This is a genomic window from Ancylomarina salipaludis (genome assembly GCF_004122035.1).
Classification (GTDB): Bacteria; Bacteroidota; Bacteroidia; order Bacteroidales; family Marinifilaceae; genus Ancylomarina; species Ancylomarina salipaludis.
The window spans coordinates 58,819-80,087 of the sequence record NZ_SAXA01000006.1 but is presented as its reverse complement, the minus strand read 5'-3'; the positions used below and the strand labels follow the sequence as shown (position 1 = coordinate 80,087).

The following is a 21,269-nucleotide window of genomic DNA, read 5'->3' as shown; positions in this document are numbered from 1 at the left end:
ATTATAGTTTTATAAATTTTAAACTAAATTATCATGATTACATTATCAATTCTTCTTCAAGCTGCTGCGAATGTGGCTCTTGCAAAATTTGGTGCTGCAATTGGCGCTGGATTAGCTGCTATTGCTGCTGGTATCGGTATTGGTAAGATTGGTGGATCTGCTCTTGAGAGTATCGCCCGTCAACCAGAAGCTGCTGGAGATATCCGTTCAAACATGATTGTTTCGGCTGCCCTTATTGAAGGTGCTGCTTTCTTTGCAATCATTATTTGTTTGTTGGCTATCGTACTTTAATAGTATTATCCCACAATTTGTTCAATGAGGTTGTCGGCGACAAATTGTGGGACCCAACATGTCAATTAAAAATCATTAATTACAAGCAGTAATTAAAAAATATAGAATACTATGGGCTTAGTAACTCCCGAATTGGGGACTTTCATTTGGATGTTTATTGCTTTTGCAAGTGTCTTTTTTCTTTTAAAGAAATATGCCTGGCCTTCAATTGTTGATGCAATTGAGGAACGCAATAATTCTATTAAGGAGGCGCTTCTTTCTGCTGAGAATGCAAAAGAAGAGATGGCTAAATTGCAGGCTGACAATCAAGAGATTTTGAAAGCAGCCAGACGAGAAAGAGAATTGATGTTGAAGGAAGCTAAAGAGTTGGGCGACCAAATTGTGAGGGAAGCTAAATCAAAAGCGACTGAAGAAGCAGAAAAGGTCGTTTCATCAGCACGTAAAGCTATCGAAAATGATAAGGTAGCTGCCTTAGGAGAGATAAAAAAACAGGTGGCTTCCCTTTCTGTAGAGATTGCAGAAAAGGTTTTACGTCATCAGTTTGAAGATGATCAGCAACAGAAGGATTATTTCCAGGAGTTGATGAAGGACGTCAATATCAATTAATTCTCTGAAAGTCGAACATCTATCCCTTTGGGATTGCAATTAATTAGAAGATATGAACGAAAGTAAAATCTCGGTTCGATATGCAAAAGCTCTTTTCCAATTGGGAAAAGAAAAAAGCATGTTAGATACGATTGTGGCTGACATGAAGCTTGTTGGAGAACTTTGCAATACAGTGAAGGATTTCTGGTTGATGATTGAAAGTCCGGTGATTAAAACGTCTCAAAAAAGAAAGACTGTCAAATTGATCTTATCTGATAAGCTTGATGCCCTCACGCTTAACTTTCTGGATATGGTTTTTCAAAACCGTCGTGAAATTTTCATGAAAGATATGGTTCGTAATTTTTTGGCCTTATGCCGAAAAGATCAGGGCATTGTATCTGCAAAATTAACAACTGCTGTTCAGATTGATGAGGAAGGCAAAACAAAGCTAGGTGAAATGCTTAAACAGGCTTTTAATTTAAAAATTGAATTAGAAGAAGTTCTGGATAAGGATATCATAGGTGGGTTTATTCTTCGGGTTGATGATCAGGAGTTAGACACCAGTGTTTCTACACAATTGAATCGAATTAAAAGAGCATTAGTATAAGATTTAACTTAAGTTTAAGCGAGCTCTTATAAATTAGAAATAAATAAAGAATTTTGAAGTTTGAGACGAGGTTGTATCAGCCTTAATATCGCATTTTGCGGGTCTTGAATCTCATACATAAGTCTTGAATCGTAACAAAAGCAATAAAAAATATGGCTAGTATTAAACCTGCTGAAGTTTCGGAAATTCTAAAGCAGCAATTAGAAGGTCTAAAAACCGAAGCGCAACTTGAAGAAGTTGGAACCGTACTACAAGTGGGTGATGGAATTGCCCGTATTTACGGTTTGTCACACGTTGGATCAAATGAACTGATCGAATTTCAGAATGGTGTTTTAGGTATCGTTCTTAATCTTGAAGAGGATAATGTTGGAGCGGTATTGCTTGGTGAAACCCGAGGGATTAAAGAAGGTGATACGGTAAAACGGACCAATAGAATTGCTTCTATCAATGTTGGTGAAGGCATGTTAGGGCGTGTGATCAATACCATTGGTGAACCCGTAGATGGTAAGGGTGCGATACAAGGTAAAACTTATGAAATGCCTTTGGAACGTAAGGCTCCGGGGGTTTTGTATCGTCAGCCCGTTAACGAGCCTCTTCAGACAGGTTTGAAATCAGTTGATGCCATGATTCCTATTGGACGTGGACAGCGTGAGTTAATTATTGGTGACCGTCAGACAGGTAAAACAGCCATTGCGATTGATACCATTATCAATCAAAAAGAATTTTACGATAAAGGTGAGCCCGTTTATTGTATCTATGTTGCAATCGGACAGAAAGGTTCTACTGTAGCTAATATTGCTAAAGTACTTGAGGATCATGGCGCAATGGCTTATACGGTTATTGTAATGGCAACTGCCTCTGATCCTGCTGCTCTCCAATTTTACGCACCATTTGCAGGTGCTTCAATCGGTGAATTTTTCCGTGATACGGGACGTCCTGCACTGATTATTTATGATGATTTATCGAAACAGGCGGTTTCGTACCGTGAGGTGTCCCTACTACTTCGTCGCCCACCAGGACGTGAAGCTTATCCAGGTGATGTTTTTTACCTTCACTCTCGTTTATTAGAGCGCGCAGCTAAGATTATTAATTCTGATGATATTGCACGTCAAATGAATGATTTGCCTCAGAGTTTGATTGATGCAAAGGATGAGAATGGAGAGTCTATCATTAGAGGAGGAGGGTCATTAACCGCTTTGCCAATTATTGAAACTCAGGCAGGTGATGTATCGGCTTATATCCCAACCAATGTAATTTCCATTACTGATGGACAGATTTTCCTTGAATCTGACTTATTTAATGCAGGGATTCGTCCAGCGATCAATGTTGGTATTTCAGTATCTCGTGTTGGAGGTAATGCTCAGATTAAGTCGATGAAGAAAGTGGCGGGAACCTTGAAATTAGATCAGGCACAATATCGTGAACTTGAAGCTTTTGCTAAATTTGGTTCTGATATGGATGCGGCGACCTTATCGGTACTTAATAAGGGTGCTAAGAATGTTGAGATTTTGAAGCAAGGACAATATTCACCATACTCCGTTGAAAGACAAGTTGCTATTTTATACTGTGGTAGCCAGGGCTTACTTCGTAGTGTACCTGTTGAGAAAACAAAGGAATTCGAGAAAGATTTCCTGGATATGATGGAGTTGAAATACAAAGATGTTTTAGCCGAATTGGCAACGGGAAAATATACAGATCAAGCGCAAGATACAATGCGTCAGGTTGCTGCAGAAGTGTCTGAGAAATATAAAAACTAGCTTTAGTATAACACCATTGGCTTTTAAGTTTTGGAAGTCAATGGTATTTACAAAAGCCATTTAATTTGATTATAGAATGGCCAATTTAAAAGAAATACGTACCCGAATTTCATCCGTAGAGAAAACCAAACAGGTAACTGCTGCGATGAAAATGGTGTCGGCTGCCAAGCTGAAGAAAGCTCAGGATGCGATTTTGCAAATTCGCCCCTATGCCGACAAATTGCAGGAGATTCTTGGAAGTTTATCAGGAAGTTTGAGTGATTCGGAGGATAATATTTATGGTAGCGAACGTAAGGCTGAAAATGTTTTATTGGTTGCTATAACCTCAAATAAGGGTTTGTGTGGTGCTTTCAATTCTAACGTGATTAAGCGTGTAAATGAACTTGCTAACGGAGTTTATTCTAATCAGAGAGCACAAGGAGGTTTGAAGATTCTTGCCATCGGTAAAAAGGGGTTTAAAGACTTATCTAAGGCTTATCAGGTTATTGGCCATCATAATGAGCTTTTTGATGATATGAGCTTCGAAAATACTTCAGCGATTGCAAGTTCAATCATGAAAGAGTATGTTGAGGGGAATTACGATAGGGTTGAACTGGTGTACAATCGCTTTAAAAATGCAGGCGTTCAGATCTTGACTAACGAGCAATTTTTACCTATTGTTAATGAGGAGAATGATGATGCGAATGCGCATTCAGACTATATTTTCGAACCAGGAAAAGAAGCTATTGTTAGTGAATTAGTTCCTAAGTCATTAAAAACACAATTCTTTGGTGCGATGCTTGATTCTGTTGCTTCAGAGCATGGGGCTCGAATGACATCGATGCATAAGGCAACCGATAATGCCAGCGACCTGATTCAGGATCTTAAACTTCATTACAATCAGGCCCGTCAGGCTGCAATTACGAATGAAATTCTTGAGATTGTTTCTGGAGCCAACGCTCTTTCTCAATAAAATATTAAAAATAATTTTTGCTGTATCCTCACCCAAAAAGGTGAGGATTTTTTTTGCTTGCTCTTGTTTTCGACCTGATATTTTCTTTTGTTGCAGAGCTTGTAAGAATTTAAATTGCTTTATTAATTAGATAAATTTTAAGTTTAGATAAATGGGTTGATTTGTTATTTTTATATGATGAAATCCTAATATTTGACATTGTTCTGTAAAATTTAAGATGCCTTATTCTTTGTTATACAGACTGATTGTTTTATATTACTAAATGATATGGTTGAATTTTATTGAATGTTTATTAATATAATTTTTACTTAATATTTTTTAACTTAAAAAAAATGATCGATTAATGGGAAGCAGTCTCTCTCTCTTGTTTTTTCCGATTTAAGGTTATTTTCTCTTTGCATTTGGCAATTGTCATGACCTCTTTTTGTGATTTTTGAAGGTGCTAATATTCATAATGAATAATTAAATGATTTGAGCCTGTTTCTTTCTATCCTATCTTAAGCATTAGTTTTAAATATATTGTGTGAACTCAGGGTGTTTAAAGCTTTTTGCCTTATTAACGGAATGTTAAAATTCCTTAAAAGAATGTAGATCTTTTCATATATTGCCGGAGTCAAACCGATAATAATTATGCAACTAAAGAGACTTTGCCTGATATTACAATTCCTACTTGTTTTTTCTAATCAGTTTATACAGGCTCAACAATATAACCCGTTTTATTCTCACTTTGGAGAATTTAAAACGGATGCTAAAGACCATTTGTTCTTTCGAGTTGAGAATCTTAATTTTATTAAGAATAACGAGTACAGTGGGAAATTTGCGAAAGGGGAAACCTACATTGGTTATGTAACAACACCAAAATTGGTTTATTATCCAAGTTCCGATTTTAGAATAGAGGCGGGTGTACGTCTTCAAAAATATTCTGGTTTATCTAACTTTTCTGAAGCCGAGCCGGTATTTTCTATCCATTATCAAACCAATGATCGTTTGTCTTTTAACCTGGGTAGTTTAAATCAAGAAGATAATCACCATTTACATGAAGCCTTGTTTGAACCTGAAAGGTATTTTACGGATAAAGTTGAGAATGGGCTCCAGGTCTTGTACAATTCAACATTTTTAAAAGCAGATGCGTGGATTAATTGGGAGAAATTTATTTTTCAAAATGATCCATTTAATGAGGTTTTTAGTTTTGGCTTTGTTGCTGATTTGCGTTTAAATAATCCAACATCTGATTATTCGTTATCAGTGCCTATGCAGGTTTTATTTACACACAGAGGCGGCGAAATTGATACGTCAAATAAAAATAAGCAGACAATAAGGAATCTTGTTGCCGGTGTTTCTTTTAAGAAGACGATTCATAATGCCCGATTAAAAAAATATGAATTAGAAGTTTTAGGTTTTAAGTTTAAAGATAATTCATCTGTAAAGGAATTTGTCTTTGGAGACGGTACTGCTTTTCATTTCAGACTTGGTGCAACAACTAAACATTCCGATCTCAAACTGGGTTATTGGATCAGTAATAAGTTTAACTCTGCACGGGGTTCTGCTTTATTTCAATCGTTGTCTGTTATCGATAACACATACACTAAAGCCCGACGTGATATGTTTACCGGGAAGTATAGAATTCAAAAGTCAATTGCCACAGGTATTTTGCTGGGGGGACAAATTGATGCCTACCTGGATATGAATTCCGAACACGATTTTTCTTTTGCAACTTCAGTCTTTGTTAGAATAAATGGTGAATTTTTTCTGAAAAAAATAAAATGGAATTAAGGCCGTAAACCTGAGTATTTGTTAAGATCCATTATATCCCATATCAGAAAATCTATCTTCGAATTCAATTGTCCAACTCAGTAAGGATAAAATATTTAGAAAAATAAAGTTTCTATCCCAAATAAATTTTATACTTTTGCAGAGCATTTGTGCAATGTGGTCATTGACGGTGCTGTTTTTTCATCTTAATAGGTTGATTTTACTACCCTTAGCAAGTAATTAAGTCGATTTACTTAAGGTACACGAATTTGATTTGTGGGAATAACTTAAAAATCCAATATTGCCCCGATTATCCACACAGGGTTTAAGTTATTCATAAATAAATCGTTGAAAAATTGGTGTATTTATTGGAAACAGATACTTTTGCAGGCCAAATTGAATAATTGTATTGAAGTATTAATTATTAAAACTTTATAAAGTGGATACATTAAGTTACAAAACAGTTTCTGCCAATAAAGCAACTGCTACTAAAGAGTGGGTTGTTATTGATGCAGAAAATGAAGTATTGGGACGTCTTGCTTCTAAAGTAGCATTGTTGCTAAGAGGTAAGTTGAAGCCAAACTACACTCCTCATGTTGATTGTGGAGATAACGTGATTATTATCAATGCTGAGAAAATCCGTTTGACAGGTAAGAAAATGTCTGATAAGCAGTATATCCGTTACACTGGTTACCCAGGGGGACAGCGTTTTGCAAATCCGGAAATTGTTCTTGCAAAGCACCCTGAGAGAGTGATTGAGATGGCTGTAAAAGGTATGCTTCCTAAAAATCGTTTAGGTAGTCAACTTTACAGAAACCTTAACGTATATGCAGGTCCTGAGCACAAGCACGAAGCTCAGCAGCCTAAGAAATTAGATTTAAACACTATTAAATAATAGGTATGGAAGTTATTAATGCTATTGGACGTAGAAAAGCAGCAGTTGCTCGTGTATACGTTAGCGAAGGTAAAGGTCAGATTACCATCAATAAAAAAGAGCTTAAAGAGTACTTTACTACCGGGACTCTTCAATATATCGTTACTCAGCCATTAAACCTTCTTGAGGTTGCTGATAAGTATGATATCAAGGTTAACCTTGATGGAGGAGGAGTTACTGGTCAAGCGGAAGCACTTCGTTTGGCTATTTCTAGAGCTCTGGTAAAAATCGACGCTGAAGATAAATCAGCATTGAGAGCAGCTGGATTCATGACACGTGATCCACGTGAAGTTGAACGTAAAAAACCAGGTCAACCAAAAGCTCGTAAGAAATTTCAATTTAGCAAGCGTTAATATTTTTGTGGCAGGTTTAGTATCAAAATTACTAAGACTTCTATCGGTTTTAAACTATAGAACTACCTAGTAATTGCCATTAAGATGAATGTAAACAATTTTAAAAAAAACAAAATGTCTAATACTACATTTGAAGAATTATTAGAAGCAGGTTGTCACTTTGGTCACTTGACCAGAAAATGGAATCCAAAAATGGCTCCTTATATTTTTATGGAGCGTAACGGTATTCACATTATCGACTTGCACAAAACCGCCGTAAAAGTAGACGATGCTGCTGCAGCATTGAAACAAATTGCAAAATCGGGTAGAAAAATCTTATTCGTTGCGACTAAAAAACAAGCTAAAGGTATTGTAGCTGAAAAAGTAAGCAACGTAAACATGCCATATGTAACTGAGCGTTGGCCAGGTGGTATGTTGACTAACTTCCCTACTATCAGAAAGGCAGTGAAAAAGATGTCAACTATTGACAAAATGGAAGCTGACGGTACATTAAACCACCTTTCTAAAAGAGAAAGACTACAAGTATCTCGTCAGAGAGCTAAGTTAGAGAAAAACTTGGGTAGCATTGCTGATCTGACCAGATTGCCAGCAGCTTTGTTTGTAGTTGATGTAATGAAAGAATACATCGCTGTTAAAGAAGCTAACCGTTTGGGAATTCCTGTATTTGCTATGGTAGATACAAACTCAAGTCCTGAAGGTGTGGAATTTGTAATTCCAGCTAATGACGATGCTTCAAACTCAATTTCTGTGATTTTAGATAAAGTAACTGGAGCAATTCAGGAAGGTTTATCTGAAAGAAAAAATGAGAAAGAGAAAGAAGTAGCTGATAAGAAAACAGCTAAGGCTAAAAAAGCTCCTAAAGAAGAAGCAGCTCCGGAAGCACCAGCTACTGAAGATGTGAAAGAAGATCAGGAGTAATTATTAACTTATAAATTTCTATTGAGATGTCTATAAAAGCAGCAGATGTAGCTAAGTTGCGTAAAGCAACTGGCGCAGGTATGATGGATTGCAAAAAAGCTCTTGTTGAAACCGATGGTGATTTCGACAAAGCGGTTGAAGAAATCCGTAAAAAAGGGATGGCTATTGCTAACAAGCGTGCTGACAGAGAAGCAACTGAAGGTGTGGTTTTAGCAAAAGTATCTGAAGATAAGAAATCAGGAGCAATGATTACTTTGAACTGTGAAACTGACTTCGTTGCTAAGAACGATAGTTTTGTTGAATTTGCAGGTAAGATTCTTGATGTAGCTATCGCTAATAAGCCAGCTGACCTTGAAGCTTTAAAAGCTATGGAATTAGATGGTAGAAAGATTGAAGAGCTTGTAACAGAACAAACTGGTGTGATCGGTGAAAAAATTGATCTAAGTTTCTTCGATAAAGTTGAGGCTGAATCAACAGTTGCATATATTCATGCAGGTAACAAATTAGCGACTCTTATTGGTTTCAATAAGGACGTTGATGCGCAAATGGGTCGTGATGTTGCTATGCAAGCTGCAGCTATGGCACCAGTTGCTATCGATAAGGATGGTGTATCTGAAGATATCGTTGCAAAAGAATTGGAAATTGCTAAAGAAAAAGCTCGCCTTGAAGGTAAGCCTGAGCAAATGCTAGATAAAATTGCACAAGGTCGTTTAGGTAAATTCTTTAAAGAATCTACTTTATTAAACCAAGATTTTGTAAAAGACGGTAAGATGAACGTTAAGCAATATTTAGCGACTGCAGATAAAGATTTAACTGTAACTGCTATGATGCGTTTCACTTTGAATGCTTAATACAATTATTATTACATATAAAAAGAGTTCCTTTTAGGAGCTCTTTTTTTTGGACTTATATTTTTCAGATCTTTCTAAAAGCATAATAATTAAGCTTTTAATTCTTATATTGAGGATTGCTTTTATGAACTGAATTATTACCGATACTTATCGGGTCATCTATTTCATATCTAATAAAATACTATATTTAAAAATGTTACAATACAAACGTGTCCTACTGAAACTTAGCGGAGAGTCGCTAATGGGAGAGCAACAATACGGTATCGATTCTCAAAGATTAAATGACTATGCAGAACAGATTAAAGAAATTGTAGTCCAAGGAGTGCAAGTTGGTATTGTGATAGGGGGAGGTAATATCTTCCGAGGACTTAGCGGAGCTTCAAAAGGCTTTGATCGTGTTAAGGGTGATTCAATGGGCATGTTGGCTACAGTAATTAACAGTCTGGCTCTAAACTCGGCACTTGAAGCAATCAATTGTAAGTCAAGAGTACTTACAGCAATCAGAATGGAGCCAATTGGGGAGTTCTATTCAAAACAAAAAGCGGTTGATTATCTTGAGGAAGGATATGTCACAATTTTCTCAGCAGGGACAGGAAACCCTTATTTTACAACTGATACCGGTTCTTCATTGCGAGGTATAGAGATTGAAGCAGATGTAATGTTGAAAGGAACCCGTGTGGATGGCGTTTATACTGCTGATCCGGAGAAAGATCCAACCGCAACAAAGTATGATACCATCAGTTTTGATGAGGTATACTACAAAGATCTGAAAGTAATGGATTTAACTGCCACAACAATGTGTAAGGAAAATAATCTTCCAATTGTTGTGTTTGATATGGATACTAAAGGCAACTTGTTAAAAGTAGTCAATGGCGAAAACATTGGAACTTTGGTGCACGTATAGGCAAGAGGTCTCTTTTATTGTGAGATAAGCAGATAACGATTTTTTTATTATTTTTGTATGTGGTCTTGATGGCTGACATAAGAAATGTAATTATATAATAACAAAATATTTAAACTCTTCCTCCTATGAATGAAGAAGTTCAAATGTATCTTGAGGATGCAAAGGAAAAGATGGATGCCGCAATTACGCATCTTGAAACAGAATTAGTGAAAATTCGTGCCGGAAAAGCGAATGTTAATATGATAGCGGGTGTAACGGTTGATTATTATGGGAGCATGGTTCCATTGAGCCAGGTTGCCAATGTAAGTGTACCGGACCCAAGAACTCTTGCTGTTCAGCCATGGGAAAGAGCAATGATTGGACCTATTGAGAAAGCTATTATGAATTCAAATCTGGGTTTTAACCCTGATAATAATGGGGAAATCATTCGTATCAACATTCCTGCGCTAACTGAAGAGCGTCGTAATGATTTGGCAAAACAGGCCAAGGCTGAATGTGAAAATGCAAAGGTGAGTGTGCGTAATGCACGTCGCGACACAATTGTTGAGCTTAAGAAAATGGTTAAAGATGGCTTGTCTGAAGATCTTGAGAAAGATGCAGAAAACGATGTTCAGAAATTAACCGATGCTTATGGTAAGAAAATTGATGAACTACTAGTGGTTAAGGAAAAAGATATCATGACTATCTAATAGCTGATTTTATATTATACCGAAAGCTATTCTGATTATTATCAGAATAGCTTTTTTTGTTTTACGATTTAAAAGGGCATAAAAATACCCCCAAATAGTGTCTAACTTTTTGGGGGCAGTGCAAAATGAGCGGTTTTAAAAGCGGTATTACAATAGAGCTACTTTTCTCTTGCAAGGAATACATAGACCGGTAAATGGTCGCTATAACCATTATCTCGGGTTCTTAAAGGGTAACCTTTGTATCGTCCTTTGCTTTGTATCATAAATTTCTCTTTAAAAATCTTGCTGGCGATAAATTTATAACCCTTTGTGTTCTTATCAACAAGAGGATTAGAAAGCAAGATCTGATCGAATAAGTTCCAGGTATCGCGGTAAGCTAATGTTCCAATTCCTTTTGCTAAAATATTCTCCCAAGGGTTGTAAAAATGTTCTGAGTCCATTTTAGAAATCTTAGCTTTGGTTTTCATATATTTTTTTACTGACTCGTTAAATGGATCATCGTTTAAGTCACCCATTACAAGTATTTTTGCAGATGGATCAGCTTTGCTTAATGAATCGCAAATTGAATGACTAAGTTGACTTGCCGCATTTCTCGATGGACGACTAATTTTTTCGCCGCTACTTCTCGAAGGCCAGTGGTTTACAATGACGTGAACTTTTTCTTTGTCTAATAAACCAGTCACTAAAAGTTGATCTCTTGTAAAAAGGGTATCCCCGTTATTTTTGAAAGTATTTAATCTGAAACTTTTTGATTCGATTACTTCAAAACGTTTGGGATTATAAAGTAAACCCACATCGATACCACGTTTGTCAGGCGAAGGATAGTGTACAATTTGAAGATTACGACCGACTAAGGCAGGTTGAGCAATTAAATCTTCAAGAACCTTACGGTTTTCAATCTCACATACACCCAGTATGGAAAAACCATCTTTACAGCCCTCTTTCCCAATTAAAGAAATAACATGAGCCATATTAAAAAGTTTGGCATTGTATTTCGTTTCAGTCCATTTGTTTTTCCCTTCGGGCGTATATTCTTCATCATATTTTTCAGGATCATCGATTGTATCGAATAAATTCTCAAGATTGTAGAACGCGATACAAGAAACTTCTTTTTGTTTTTTCTGAGCAGATAATCCGTTTACATTTAAAAGGAGACATGCTAAAAGAACTAATAGACCTGGCTGTTTGAATTTGAAATTCTTCATGTGTTTATTTTTTCTATTGTAATCTCTATTAAAATAAGCTAATTCATACGCATATCGATGTAACAGCCTATTTTATAATTAAAGTTTGATTTTTAAAAATTAAACTCCACATCTATTGTTTTAATCATCTTATATCTATTCCAAATGAATAAAGCTATAAAGACATATTAAACAAAAGTTGTGAAATGATTCTTCAGATAGAGTGGATTGAAAACGTAATTGTAATTCGGGGGGATCGAATTAGTTTGTGCTAGTTTTGCTAAAAATGATTGTTTTCCGTTGGCGAAATTAAGATATTTTTTGAGAACAGCCTAATTCTTTTGGTCTTGCTCTCTATTTTTTGATAAATCGTTATTATTTCACTGAACGTCTTTAAGTTATTGCAGGCTGGTTTTTGTGTATATATGTGTTATAGATTCAAAAAAAATATTAAATTTGCCCCACCTAAGCACCATTTTATACCGTTCGAATCATGGGCGGGCTATGCATTAAAGGCATAGCATACAGTATCAATGCATCTTCACCTACAGAGTGAACTTGCAGTTCTAAGGGTACTAAACTCCACTTTCTTACTTTAAAGTAAAATTTCAAACTGTCTTTGTTGTTGCAATCGATTGTGTTTCGGGGGAAACATGGACACGATTGAGTGATTTCTATCATCGACTATTTATATCAAACTTTAATAATTCTTATGAAGAAGATCTTTTTGTTCCTAATGCTAGGAGTTCTGATGTCTTTTACTTTACAAGCCCAAACGGGTTCTGTAAGTGGAAAGGTAAAAAGTGCTAAAAATGGACAATTTCTTGAACGTGTTCAAGTTCAGGTTCTAGGTACAAGTAATATGGTGTATACGGATGCTGATGGTCAATTTTTAATTACCGGTGTTTCTGTAGGAAAACATTTAATTGAATTAAATCAAGAAGGCTTTATTAGTTTAACTGAGACAATTGATGTTGTTGAAGGGAAAAATATGTCTCTAGGAACTTTGGTTTTAGAAGTGAATAAATTCTTACCATCGCTTGATGAGTTGGACGTAACTTCTATTACTGATGAAGAAGTTGACGCTGATTTGGGTGATATGGCTGTGTCTGGAATATTGAATTCTTCGAAAGATCCTTTTAATGCAGCTGCAGCTTATACGTTTAGTTCGGCTCGTTTTCGTCGTCGTGGATATGGTTCAGAAGAATCAGGGATCTTTTTCAACGGAATTCCAATGAATAATATGGAGAATGGAAGAGCTTACTGGTTTTTATGGGGAGGTTTAAATGATGTTACCCGTGATCAAACTGTAAGTGATGGATTAGCTCCTATTGATAATGGATTTGGTCTTTTTGGAGGGAATACGAATATCAATACAAAAGCTGATTCTTACCGTAAAGGCACCAAATTGGTTTACTCAATGTCTAATCGTTCTTATCGTAACCGTGCAATGATCACTCATTCAACAGGTATGATGGATAACGGTTGGGCTCTAACAGGATCTGTTTCTAAACGTTGGTCAGAAGAAGGTTATATCGATGGCACATCATATGATGCTTATGGCTACTTTTTATCAGCTTTGAAAAAAATTAACGATCACCATAGTATTGGTTTAACTGTATTTGGAGCACCTAGCACAAGAGGTGGATCTGGAGCATCTTTTCAAGCTGCTTATGACCTTGTTGGGTCTAATTATTACAATCCAAATTGGGGATGGCAAGATGGCAAAAAGCGTAATGCCAAAATGCAAAAGTCTCATACACCAGTTGCTATTCTTAAGCATTATTGGGATGTAAACTCAAAGACTAAAGTTGAAACCAGTATCGCTGTTATTAAAGGTGAAAGTGGTCGTACTGCCTTAAACTGGATTGACGCTGCAGATCCTCGCCCTGATTATTACCGTAACTTTGGTATCTACCCATCAAATGCTCATAATGCTGAGGTTGATGCTGATTTTAAAAACAATTCTCAATTAAATTGGGATGCTATGTATAAAGCCAATCAATATAACAATCCTGATTATATTGATGCTGATGGTAAAAACTACGGTAAGCAAGCTCGTTACATGGTAGAGGATAGAAGACAAGATATCGATCAGATCATTGCCGATATCAATATCAAGCATGAACTGAATAAGAATATTCAACTTGTAGGGGGTGCAAATTATAACTCATACAAAGCACACACTTACACTTTGGTTGATGATTTAATGGGAGCTGATTTTATCTGGAATACCGATAAATTTGCTGACCGCCAGGATCCTAAAATTATTTTAACAGAGCAAGTTCGTATTGATAGAGTGCAAAATGATTACGATTATTATTTGGAACATGGCGAGGCTCAAAAGCTGAAAGAAGGCGATGTTTACGGACACGACTATGACGCGCATGTTGATAAGATTTCCGGATTCACTCAGGCAAACTTCTCGTATGATAAATTTGATTATTATGTGTCATTAGGAGTGACTCAAACCACTATGTGGAGAGACTCTAAAGTAAGAAAAGGCTTGTTTAAAGATAATTCTTTTGGACAAAGTAAAAAGCTAAATTATTTCAATTATGGCGTTAAGCTAGGTGCTACTTATAAAAAAGATGGGAAGAACTATTTTTCTGCTAATGCGGGTTATATGACTAAAGCTCAATCATTCCGTAATGTATTTCTTTCTCCTCGTACCCGTCACACTTCATTGAATGACAAAGGTCAGTATAACGATGAAAAAATCATGACTGCAGATATAGGTTATGCTTATCGTTCTCCAGGTTTCAAATTAAAAGCCAATGCTCATTATACCAAGTTCATGGATCAGATTAAAACCATGGGTTTTTATCATGACGAATCAAGAACCTTTGTGAATTCCATTCAATCTGGAGTTGATAAAACTCATATGGGAATCGAACTTGGATTTGATTATAAAATTATTGATGAACTTTCATTGGTTGGTGCAATTGCAGTAGGTGATCATACGATTGATTCCCGTCCAATGTTAACTATGATTGCTGATAATGACGATAAATTTGTTGTAGAAAATGAACCTGTTTACGTAAAAGGATTTAAGGAGACAGGATATCCTCAGCAAGCTTATACTATTGGATTAAAATATTCCAGTGATAAATACTGGTGGGTGGGTGTAAATGCTAATTACTACCGTGAAATGTATTTAAGCTATAACCCATTAAGAAGAACTAAGGCTGCTTTCGATCGATATGCATCCTCTGAAAATTATGGTGATGACTATGAATCTTCTGAATTATTTACAGGATTACTTCAAAAAGTAACTGCTCAGACTCAACTTGACGATCAGTTTACTCTTGATTTTAATATCGGTAAATCTTGGAGAATTGATTACAAATACTATATCAACATTAATCTTTCTGTTTCTAATGTTCTTGATAATACTGACTTTATTACTGGTGGTTATGAACAATCAAGAATTAAAACAGACAGTAAATTTGAGAGTGAATACGATATTTCTCAGTTCCCTCCTAAGTTGTATTATGCGTACGGAAGAAACTTCTTCTTGAATATGAGTTTTAGATTTTAATAGTTGATAAAAAAAGAATACAAGATGAAAAAAATATCATTATATATTATTGCAGCACTACTCGGCTTGCTATTTTTTAATAGTTGCGACGAAGAAGATTATGCTGAACCAACTTTTGTTGAACCTGTTTTTGAAATGCCAGCTGATGCTAGCCTGATCTCTATTGAGGAATTGAAAGCTATATATACATCTAAAATTGGATCTACTGGGAAGTATCTAAATGCAGATGATTTTATGACGGTTGAAGATGATATTTATATCTCAGGTTATGTCATTTCTGATGATAAGGCAGGGAATTTCTATAAAACTTTAATTATTCAGTCTGATCTTACTGGTAATGAACAGGGGATAAGTATATCAATTGGAGAATCTTCATTGTATACCAAATATGCTATAGGACAAAAAATTTATGTGAAATGTAAGGGTTTAACTCTAGGGAAATATGGTAATGAAGTTCAATTAGGAGGTTCATTCTATTTTTATAAGCCTAGAGATAACCAAAAGGAATATCGTTTAGCTCCTATACCATCTCCTTCGGTAGATGCCCATATTTTTAATGATAAATATCCTGTTAATATTGTTCCAGCTGTTAGGAATATTGAAGATGTGGCTTACGATGTATTTTATGACAGTTTTAACACGCCAAAGGCTAAGCTTAAAAACGAAAATTATAAGTTCACATTAATGACTTTTAAAGACGTTCAGTTTGTAAAACCTAATCAAACATGGGGTTTGTTAGGGGATGATCATAATCCTGATTTCCCATTTAAAACGACTATTGAAATCATTGATAATAACGGTAAAAAATTACCATTATTCAATAGTAATTATTCCAAGTTTGCACATCTTTTAACACCATCTGGGAAGTTTAATATTACTGGAGTTTTGAGTGTTCACGAGGGTTATGCTCAGTTTGTCATCAACAGTCTTGATGATCTTGAAATGCTTGACTAGCCGTTAATGATATTATACAATAGCTAGCTATTAATTTTATTTAAATCCAATTATTAATTAACTAAGAACTGTAAAATGAAAAAATTACATTATTTATTGTTTGTCATGGTTATGGGACTTGCTGTTTCATTTACATCATGTAGTAGTGATAATGATTCACCAATCGATCCAAGTCCAGTTGATCCGACTCCGGAATTGCCAGTAGCAAATAAAACAATTGCTGATCTTCGTGCCCTTACAACAGGTGATGCGGTTGAAGTACCTGCTGATTTTATTTTTAAAGGAATTGTTGTTTCTAACCAAGCGGAATCAAATAATTTCTATCAAGCAATTTATTTACAGGATGGTGATGTTGCTGTAAAAATTAGTTGTTTAAAAGAAGGTGATAAATTTTATCAAACTTTTGTGGCTGGTCAAGAAGTTTTTGTAAAGGCAGCTGGTTTATTTATGGCAAAATATTACGATACTTATACTTTAGGATATCAAGCTACTGATGATAAATATAAAGTGTCTCGTATTCCTGAAGTTAATTTAAAAGCTGTTGCTTTCGGCGGTGAATTAAATAAAAACATTACGCCTAAAGAGATTGATGATCTTTCGACATTAACTCCCGATATGGTGGGTACTTTGGTAAAAGTAAATAACGTTCAAGTTGTTGAAACTGATAAAGGTAAAAAGTTAGGAGATAAAGATAATTCTGGTTATACAACTATTGGTTTTACTACTATTGATAAGAAAACTATTGCAATTAGCAATAGTAATTATGCCAATTTTAACGAAGAAGTTGTTCCTGAAGGGAGTGGATCTATTTCTGGTATCTTAAATACATTTGGTGCTGATTTTCAAATTGCTTTAACTGGTATTGATGGCCTAGAATTAACAGGAGAACGTTTTACAGTTGAAAGCGACAATAATGGCGGTGATACTGGTGTAGATGACGGTGATAACGGTTTGGGTCTTTTCCCTGGATCTGATTTTGAAACTTGGGAAACATTCACAGGAGCTTTGAATCAATATGGTTTAAAAGATTATGCTGTTCAAAGTGATAATGGTCGTGATGGTTCTAAGGCTTTGTATATCAACACAACTCCAACTGGTAATGATTATGTATTTACTGCTACAGTACCTGAAAACTTTGATGCTACAGGAAAAACTAAGATTATTTTTTACATTAAAGGAACTTCGGGCAAATCATTGTCTTTAAATGTTTATACAACTGATGGATTTAAGCCATTTAACTTAGGTGATTATTCAACAGCAGCAACCGTTGAACCTGCTGGTTCAAATTCATATACAGGAGCAATTGATACAGCTGGTGAATGGTTAAAAGTGACATTAAACATTGCAGATCTTGCTCTTGCTACTGAGGCTGGAAGCAGTTTGTTTGCTTTAAAAGTTGGTAAAACTGTAGCTTACGATTTATTAATTGATGATATTACAATTAAATAAATCTTTTGAATTGAATAAGCTAAAGCATCCCTTATGGGATGCTTTTCTTTTTTATACTGTTTTTTTTAACAATCAAATAGTTGGGAGATTTATTGAAAATCAGTTGATATTCACTATTTTTGCCCTACCATTTTATGCCCCATGTCATACCATCCTGTATGGCAAAAATCCCATCCCGCAATAAATTATCATTATGTATTGTTTTATATGTCGGATTTAATATTTCGATACGAGTCATTTTGATAATTGTTAGTGCCCAATAGGAATATAACTAAAACATCAAATAAAATGAGAAAAGCACTTTATCTATTATTTTTCTTGTCAATTGCTTTGTATTCATGTGATTCGTCAAGCGATAATGTAACTGATGAAACTGAATTGCCGGATAATGGTGGAGAAATAACACCCAATCCCGATCAGGAAAACTATTTGACTCCTGAAGTGGATGCTTCCGGTAAAATTATCGTGAAATATACGCCCAAAGAGTATGTCGAAAAAGTAGAAGAGGGACAGCATATGATGTCGGTTCGTATTCCTGAAAATTATTACACATCAGCTTCGTCCTTATCAGGAACAGAATTGAGAAATCATATTAAGACTATTATTTCAAGTGATGCTAAAAGTTTGTCATACTCTATGGTTTGGACTATGTGTGAGGATGGGGATCAAAATCCTGCTGATGCATCACAGGTGTGGCGAATTTATAAAGAAAGCGGTATTGCCAAAGAAGATAGAGTAAGCTCTGTTTCTTATGGATGGAATCGTGAACACGTTTGGGCTCAATCGAATGGTGATTTTAATACAAGTAATGGTCCTGGAACAGATGGTCACCATGTGAGAGCTTCTGATGCAGGAGAGAATGGGAAAAGAGGAAACTTACTTTTTGCTGATGTTAACGGTCCCAGAACCAGCGGAGGTGGTTATTATGAACCTCCTTTGAGTGCGAAGGGTGATGTGGCAAGAATGTGTTTTTATATGGCTATTCGTTATGGTTTATCAATTGATAAAAATGCCAAACTTTCTGATTTGTTAGAGTGGAACGAATTGGATCCTGTTGACCCATATGAAATCAGACGCAATAATGTGATATATGATTTCCAGAATAATCGTAACCCATTTATTGATCATCCTGAATTGGTAAAATACATTTTTGGAGATAAGAAAACAGCTATCTGGAAGGAATAATTCAATCAATAATGATCGATAAATAATGAGGGATCGATGATAAATATTAATCAGACAAAGATTATGCGCAGAAAACTATTATTTTTCCTAATTACAATATTTGCTTTTTCATGTACTAAAGTTGATGATGCACCGGGAGAACCAAAACCTAGTAAATTAGGGACAATAGAGCTTAAATATCCATCAGCTTTTAATTCATATTATAAGACTATTAATGGGATTGATTCTAGAGATTTAAAAGCTGAACTTCATGATTTAATCGATGGGAATAAGGTTTTACCTTATACCTCGTCTGGTTTTGATGTTTGGGACGCATTAGACAAGACCGATGAAGATCCTAAAAATCCCAATAATGTAATTTTGATTTATACTGGAAGATCACAGTCAAAATCAGAAAAAAATCATGGAAGCATGGCTCCGGATTCATGGGAAAGAGAACATGTTTGGGCCAAGTCGCGTGGTTTTGGGGGGTATCCCGATACATCCAAACCCGCCTCTACTGATATTCATCATATTCGTCCCGTAGACCGTACGGTCAATTCAGATCGATTGACAAAATATTTTGATAATGGGGGAACGATACATAGTGAAGCGACCGGTTGTAAGTATACAAGCAAAACATGGGAGCCTCGTGATGCCGTAAAAGGTGATATCGCCCGTATGATGTTTTATATGGCTGTGCGTTATGAAGGTGAGAATGGTAATCCAGATTTGGAGTTGAATGACAATGTTTCAAGTAGTGGTCCATACATTGGTAAACTTTCGACTCTAATTGAATGGAATAAGCAAGATCCAGTTGATGATTTTGAAAAGAAACGAAATCAAACAATTTTTGAGATTCAGGGGAATCGAAATCCTTTTATCGATCATCCCGAATTTGTAGATTATATCTGGTAAAATATGGCCCTGATATCGTTAAGGTATCAGGGCTGTTTTTTTGTTCATCCTATATCGAAGAAAATCTGATTTTCACAAAATGTTTAAAATCAGTTCTTGATTTATAAACCTGAAGAATTTTTATTGTAATTTTGATCCGGATTGAAAATCCTTAGACTAAATTTCAATCCGTGCCCGATAAGCTTCGGGTTTGTTATTTCAATCTATACAACAAATACTTATGTACGGAAAATTCAAAGACTATTTGGCTGGTGAGATCGAATCTATTAAAGAATCGGGCTTGTATAAAAACGAGAGAATTATTACTTCTCCTCAGGGTGCTGAAATTAAAGTATCAACGGGTGCTGAAGTATTAAATTTTTGTGCCAATAATTATTTAGGCTTATCATCTCATCCAAAGGTAATCGAAGGAGCTAAAAAAGCTTTAGATACACATGGTTATGGTATGTCTTCAGTTCGTTTCATTTGCGGAACAACTGACATTCACAAAGAATTGGAAGCGAAGATTGCTAAGTTTTTTGGTACTGAAGATACCATTCTTTATGCTGCAGCTTTCGATGCGAATGGTGGGGTTTTTGAACCACTTTTTTCTAAAGATGATGCGATTATCTCTGATGAACTAAACCATGCATCAATTATTGATGGTGTTCGTTTGGCTAAATCGGCTCGTTACCGTTACAAACATGCTGATATGGCTGATTTGGAAGCACAACTGAAAGTGTCTCAAGCTCAGCGTTACAGAATTATCGTTACCGATGGTGTTTTCTCTATGGACGGTGATATTGCAAAACTTAACGAAATTTGCGATTTGGCCGATAAGTACAATGCCCTGGTTATGGTTGACGATAGTCACTCTTCAGGATTTATTGGGGAAACAGGTCGTGGAACTCACGAGTATCACAATTGTATGGATCGTGTTGATATTATCACAAGTACTTTGGGTAAAGCGCTTGGTGGTGGATTGGGTGGATTCACAACAGGTAAGAAAGAAGTGATTGACATGTTGCGTCAGCGCTCTCGTCCATATTTGTTCTCTAACTCATTATCTCCAGCTATTGTTGGTGCTTCTATCGCAGTTTTCGATATGCTAAGCGAATCAACTGAATTGAGAGATAAGGTGATGTGGAATGCAAAATATTTCAGTACACAATTGCGTGAGGCTGGTTTCGATGTGAAGCCTTCTGAGTCGGCAATTAATGCCTTAATGCTTTACGATGCCGTTTTGTCTCAGCAATTTGCTGCTAAACTGCTTGAAGAAGGTATTTATGTAATCGGATTCTATTTCCCTGTTGTTCCTAAGGAGCAGGCTCGTATTAGAATCCAATTGTCAGCGGCTCATACTAAAGAGCATCTTGACAAAGCTTTAGCTGCTTTTATCAAAGTAGGTAAAGAACTAAAAGTGATTGAATAATCCCTTATTATAAAACCTGACAGGTCATATTTTAACCTGTCAGGTTTCTTTTTTT

Annotated in this window: 19 protein-coding genes; 18 read left to right on the top strand and 1 reads right to left on the bottom strand. The window is 35.7% G+C overall.

Annotation, left to right across the window (positions count from 1 at the left end):
* Window positions 1-33: 33 nt before the first annotated feature.
* The 12 genes from atpE (at window position 34) to frr (ending at window position 10,593) form a co-directional block, all read left to right on the top strand.
* Complete coding sequence (gene atpE / locus EO244_RS08060) at window positions 34-291, top strand: ATP synthase F0 subunit C (protein ID WP_206734518.1); 258 nt, start codon at window positions 34-36, stop codon at window positions 289-291.
* A 111-nt stretch (window positions 292-402) separates the two neighbouring features.
* Window positions 403-897, top strand: a complete 495-nt coding sequence (atpF, locus tag EO244_RS08055) for a F0F1 ATP synthase subunit B (protein ID WP_129254156.1) — start codon at window positions 403-405, stop codon at window positions 895-897.
* 52 nt (window positions 898-949) lie between these two features.
* A complete protein-coding gene (gene atpH, locus EO244_RS08050) occupies window positions 950-1,483 on the top strand; it encodes an ATP synthase F1 subunit delta (RefSeq protein ID WP_129254155.1) in 534 nt (177 codons plus the stop codon).
* 152 nt (window positions 1,484-1,635) lie between these two features.
* The gene (gene atpA, locus EO244_RS08045) at window positions 1,636-3,240 is read left to right on the top strand and encodes a F0F1 ATP synthase subunit alpha (RefSeq protein ID WP_129254154.1); all 1,605 of its coding nucleotides are present in this window, start codon (window positions 1,636-1,638) and stop codon (window positions 3,238-3,240) included.
* Window positions 3,241-3,316: 76 nt separating this feature from the next.
* The gene (gene atpG, locus EO244_RS08040; RefSeq protein WP_129254153.1) at window positions 3,317-4,192 is read left to right on the top strand and encodes an ATP synthase F1 subunit gamma; all 876 of its coding nucleotides are present in this window, start codon (window positions 3,317-3,319) and stop codon (window positions 4,190-4,192) included.
* A 630-nt stretch (window positions 4,193-4,822) separates the two neighbouring features.
* Window positions 4,823-5,965, top strand: coding sequence for a hypothetical protein (locus EO244_RS08035; protein WP_129254152.1), 1,143 nt, complete (start codon window positions 4,823-4,825; stop codon window positions 5,963-5,965).
* A gap of 418 nt (window positions 5,966-6,383) precedes the next feature.
* Window positions 6,384-6,839 carry a 50S ribosomal protein L13 gene (rplM, locus tag EO244_RS08030; RefSeq protein WP_129254151.1) on the top strand — a complete coding sequence of 152 codons (456 nt, stop codon included), beginning with the start codon at window positions 6,384-6,386 and terminating at the stop codon, window positions 6,837-6,839.
* Window positions 6,840-6,844: 5 nt separating this feature from the next.
* Window positions 6,845-7,231: a 30S ribosomal protein S9 gene (rpsI, locus tag EO244_RS08025; protein WP_129254150.1), complete on the top strand. Its 387-nt coding sequence runs from the start codon at window positions 6,845-6,847 to the stop codon at window positions 7,229-7,231.
* A 114-nt stretch (window positions 7,232-7,345) separates the two neighbouring features.
* A complete protein-coding gene (rpsB, locus tag EO244_RS08020; protein ID WP_129254149.1) occupies window positions 7,346-8,149 on the top strand; it encodes a 30S ribosomal protein S2 in 804 nt (267 codons plus the stop codon).
* Between the two features lie 26 nt (window positions 8,150-8,175).
* Entirely contained in the window at window positions 8,176-9,000 is an 825-nt protein-coding gene (tsf, locus tag EO244_RS08015) for a translation elongation factor Ts (protein WP_129254148.1), read from the top strand.
* A 193-nt stretch (window positions 9,001-9,193) separates the two neighbouring features.
* Window positions 9,194-9,904, top strand: coding sequence for a UMP kinase (pyrH, locus tag EO244_RS08010; RefSeq protein ID WP_129254147.1), 711 nt, complete (start codon window positions 9,194-9,196; stop codon window positions 9,902-9,904).
* Between the two features lie 125 nt (window positions 9,905-10,029).
* Complete coding sequence (gene frr / locus EO244_RS08005; protein ID WP_129254146.1) at window positions 10,030-10,593, top strand: ribosome recycling factor; 564 nt, start codon at window positions 10,030-10,032, stop codon at window positions 10,591-10,593.
* A gap of 158 nt (window positions 10,594-10,751) precedes the next feature.
* On the opposite strand, the gene EO244_RS08000 is transcribed toward frr, so the two are convergent.
* Window positions 10,752-11,798 carry an endonuclease/exonuclease/phosphatase family protein gene (locus tag EO244_RS08000; RefSeq protein ID WP_129254145.1) on the bottom strand — a complete coding sequence of 349 codons (1,047 nt, stop codon included), beginning with the start codon at window positions 11,796-11,798 and terminating at the stop codon, window positions 10,752-10,754.
* 691 nt (window positions 11,799-12,489) lie between these two features.
* On the opposite strand from EO244_RS08000, the gene EO244_RS07995 reads away from it, so the two are divergent.
* The 6 genes from EO244_RS07995 to kbl all read left to right on the top strand — a co-directional run bounded on the left by EO244_RS07995 (window position 12,490) and on the right by kbl (window position 21,214).
* Window positions 12,490-15,318 carry a carboxypeptidase regulatory-like domain-containing protein gene (locus tag EO244_RS07995; RefSeq protein WP_129254144.1) on the top strand — a complete coding sequence of 943 codons (2,829 nt, stop codon included), beginning with the start codon at window positions 12,490-12,492 and terminating at the stop codon, window positions 15,316-15,318.
* 24 nt (window positions 15,319-15,342) lie between these two features.
* Window positions 15,343-16,272: a DUF5689 domain-containing protein gene (locus EO244_RS07990; RefSeq protein WP_129254143.1), complete on the top strand. Its 930-nt coding sequence runs from the start codon at window positions 15,343-15,345 to the stop codon at window positions 16,270-16,272.
* Between the two features lie 75 nt (window positions 16,273-16,347).
* Entirely contained in the window at window positions 16,348-17,721 is a 1,374-nt protein-coding gene (locus tag EO244_RS07985; protein WP_129254142.1) for a DUF5689 domain-containing protein, read from the top strand.
* A 288-nt stretch (window positions 17,722-18,009) separates the two neighbouring features.
* Window positions 18,010-18,906, top strand: a complete 897-nt coding sequence (locus EO244_RS07980; RefSeq protein ID WP_129254141.1) for an endonuclease I family protein — start codon at window positions 18,010-18,012, stop codon at window positions 18,904-18,906.
* A gap of 63 nt (window positions 18,907-18,969) precedes the next feature.
* On the top strand, window positions 18,970-19,803 hold the full coding sequence (locus EO244_RS07975) for an endonuclease I family protein (RefSeq protein WP_129254140.1): 834 nt from the start codon (window positions 18,970-18,972) through the stop codon (window positions 19,801-19,803).
* 220 nt (window positions 19,804-20,023) lie between these two features.
* Complete coding sequence (gene kbl, locus EO244_RS07970) at window positions 20,024-21,214, top strand: glycine C-acetyltransferase (protein ID WP_129254139.1); 1,191 nt, start codon at window positions 20,024-20,026, stop codon at window positions 21,212-21,214.
* Window positions 21,215-21,269 lie beyond the last annotated feature (55 nt).

Bases quoted from the DNA above. Each gene is read 5' to 3' on its own strand.
- EO244_RS08035 (WP_129254152.1), top strand. From the start codon at position 4,823: ATGCAACTAAAGAGACTTTGCCTGATATTACAATTCCTACTTGTTTTT.
- EO244_RS07975 (WP_129254140.1), top strand. From the start codon at position 18,970: ATGCGCAGAAAACTATTATTTTTCCTAATTACAATATTTGCTTTTTCA.
- frr (WP_129254146.1), top strand. From the start codon at position 10,030: ATGAATGAAGAAGTTCAAATGTATCTTGAGGATGCAAAGGAAAAGATG.
- EO244_RS08000 (WP_129254145.1), bottom strand. From the start codon at position 11,798: ATGAAGAATTTCAAATTCAAACAGCCAGGTCTATTAGTTCTTTTAGCA.
- rpsI (WP_129254150.1), top strand. From the start codon at position 6,845: ATGGAAGTTATTAATGCTATTGGACGTAGAAAAGCAGCAGTTGCTCGT.
- atpG (WP_129254153.1), top strand. From the start codon at position 3,317: ATGGCCAATTTAAAAGAAATACGTACCCGAATTTCATCCGTAGAGAAA.
- EO244_RS07985 (WP_129254142.1), top strand. From the start codon at position 16,348: ATGAAAAAATTACATTATTTATTGTTTGTCATGGTTATGGGACTTGCT.
- rpsB (WP_129254149.1), top strand. From the start codon at position 7,346: ATGTCTAATACTACATTTGAAGAATTATTAGAAGCAGGTTGTCACTTT.
- EO244_RS07995 (WP_129254144.1), top strand. From the start codon at position 12,490: ATGAAGAAGATCTTTTTGTTCCTAATGCTAGGAGTTCTGATGTCTTTT.
- atpH (WP_129254155.1), top strand. From the start codon at position 950: ATGAACGAAAGTAAAATCTCGGTTCGATATGCAAAAGCTCTTTTCCAA.
- atpA (WP_129254154.1), top strand. From the start codon at position 1,636: ATGGCTAGTATTAAACCTGCTGAAGTTTCGGAAATTCTAAAGCAGCAA.
- atpE (WP_206734518.1), top strand. From the start codon at position 34: ATGATTACATTATCAATTCTTCTTCAAGCTGCTGCGAATGTGGCTCTT.
- kbl (WP_129254139.1), top strand. From the start codon at position 20,024: ATGTACGGAAAATTCAAAGACTATTTGGCTGGTGAGATCGAATCTATT.
- pyrH (WP_129254147.1), top strand. From the start codon at position 9,194: ATGTTACAATACAAACGTGTCCTACTGAAACTTAGCGGAGAGTCGCTA.
- EO244_RS07990 (WP_129254143.1), top strand. From the start codon at position 15,343: ATGAAAAAAATATCATTATATATTATTGCAGCACTACTCGGCTTGCTA.
- EO244_RS07980 (WP_129254141.1), top strand. From the start codon at position 18,010: ATGAGAAAAGCACTTTATCTATTATTTTTCTTGTCAATTGCTTTGTAT.
- tsf (WP_129254148.1), top strand. From the start codon at position 8,176: ATGTCTATAAAAGCAGCAGATGTAGCTAAGTTGCGTAAAGCAACTGGC.
- atpF (WP_129254156.1), top strand. From the start codon at position 403: ATGGGCTTAGTAACTCCCGAATTGGGGACTTTCATTTGGATGTTTATT.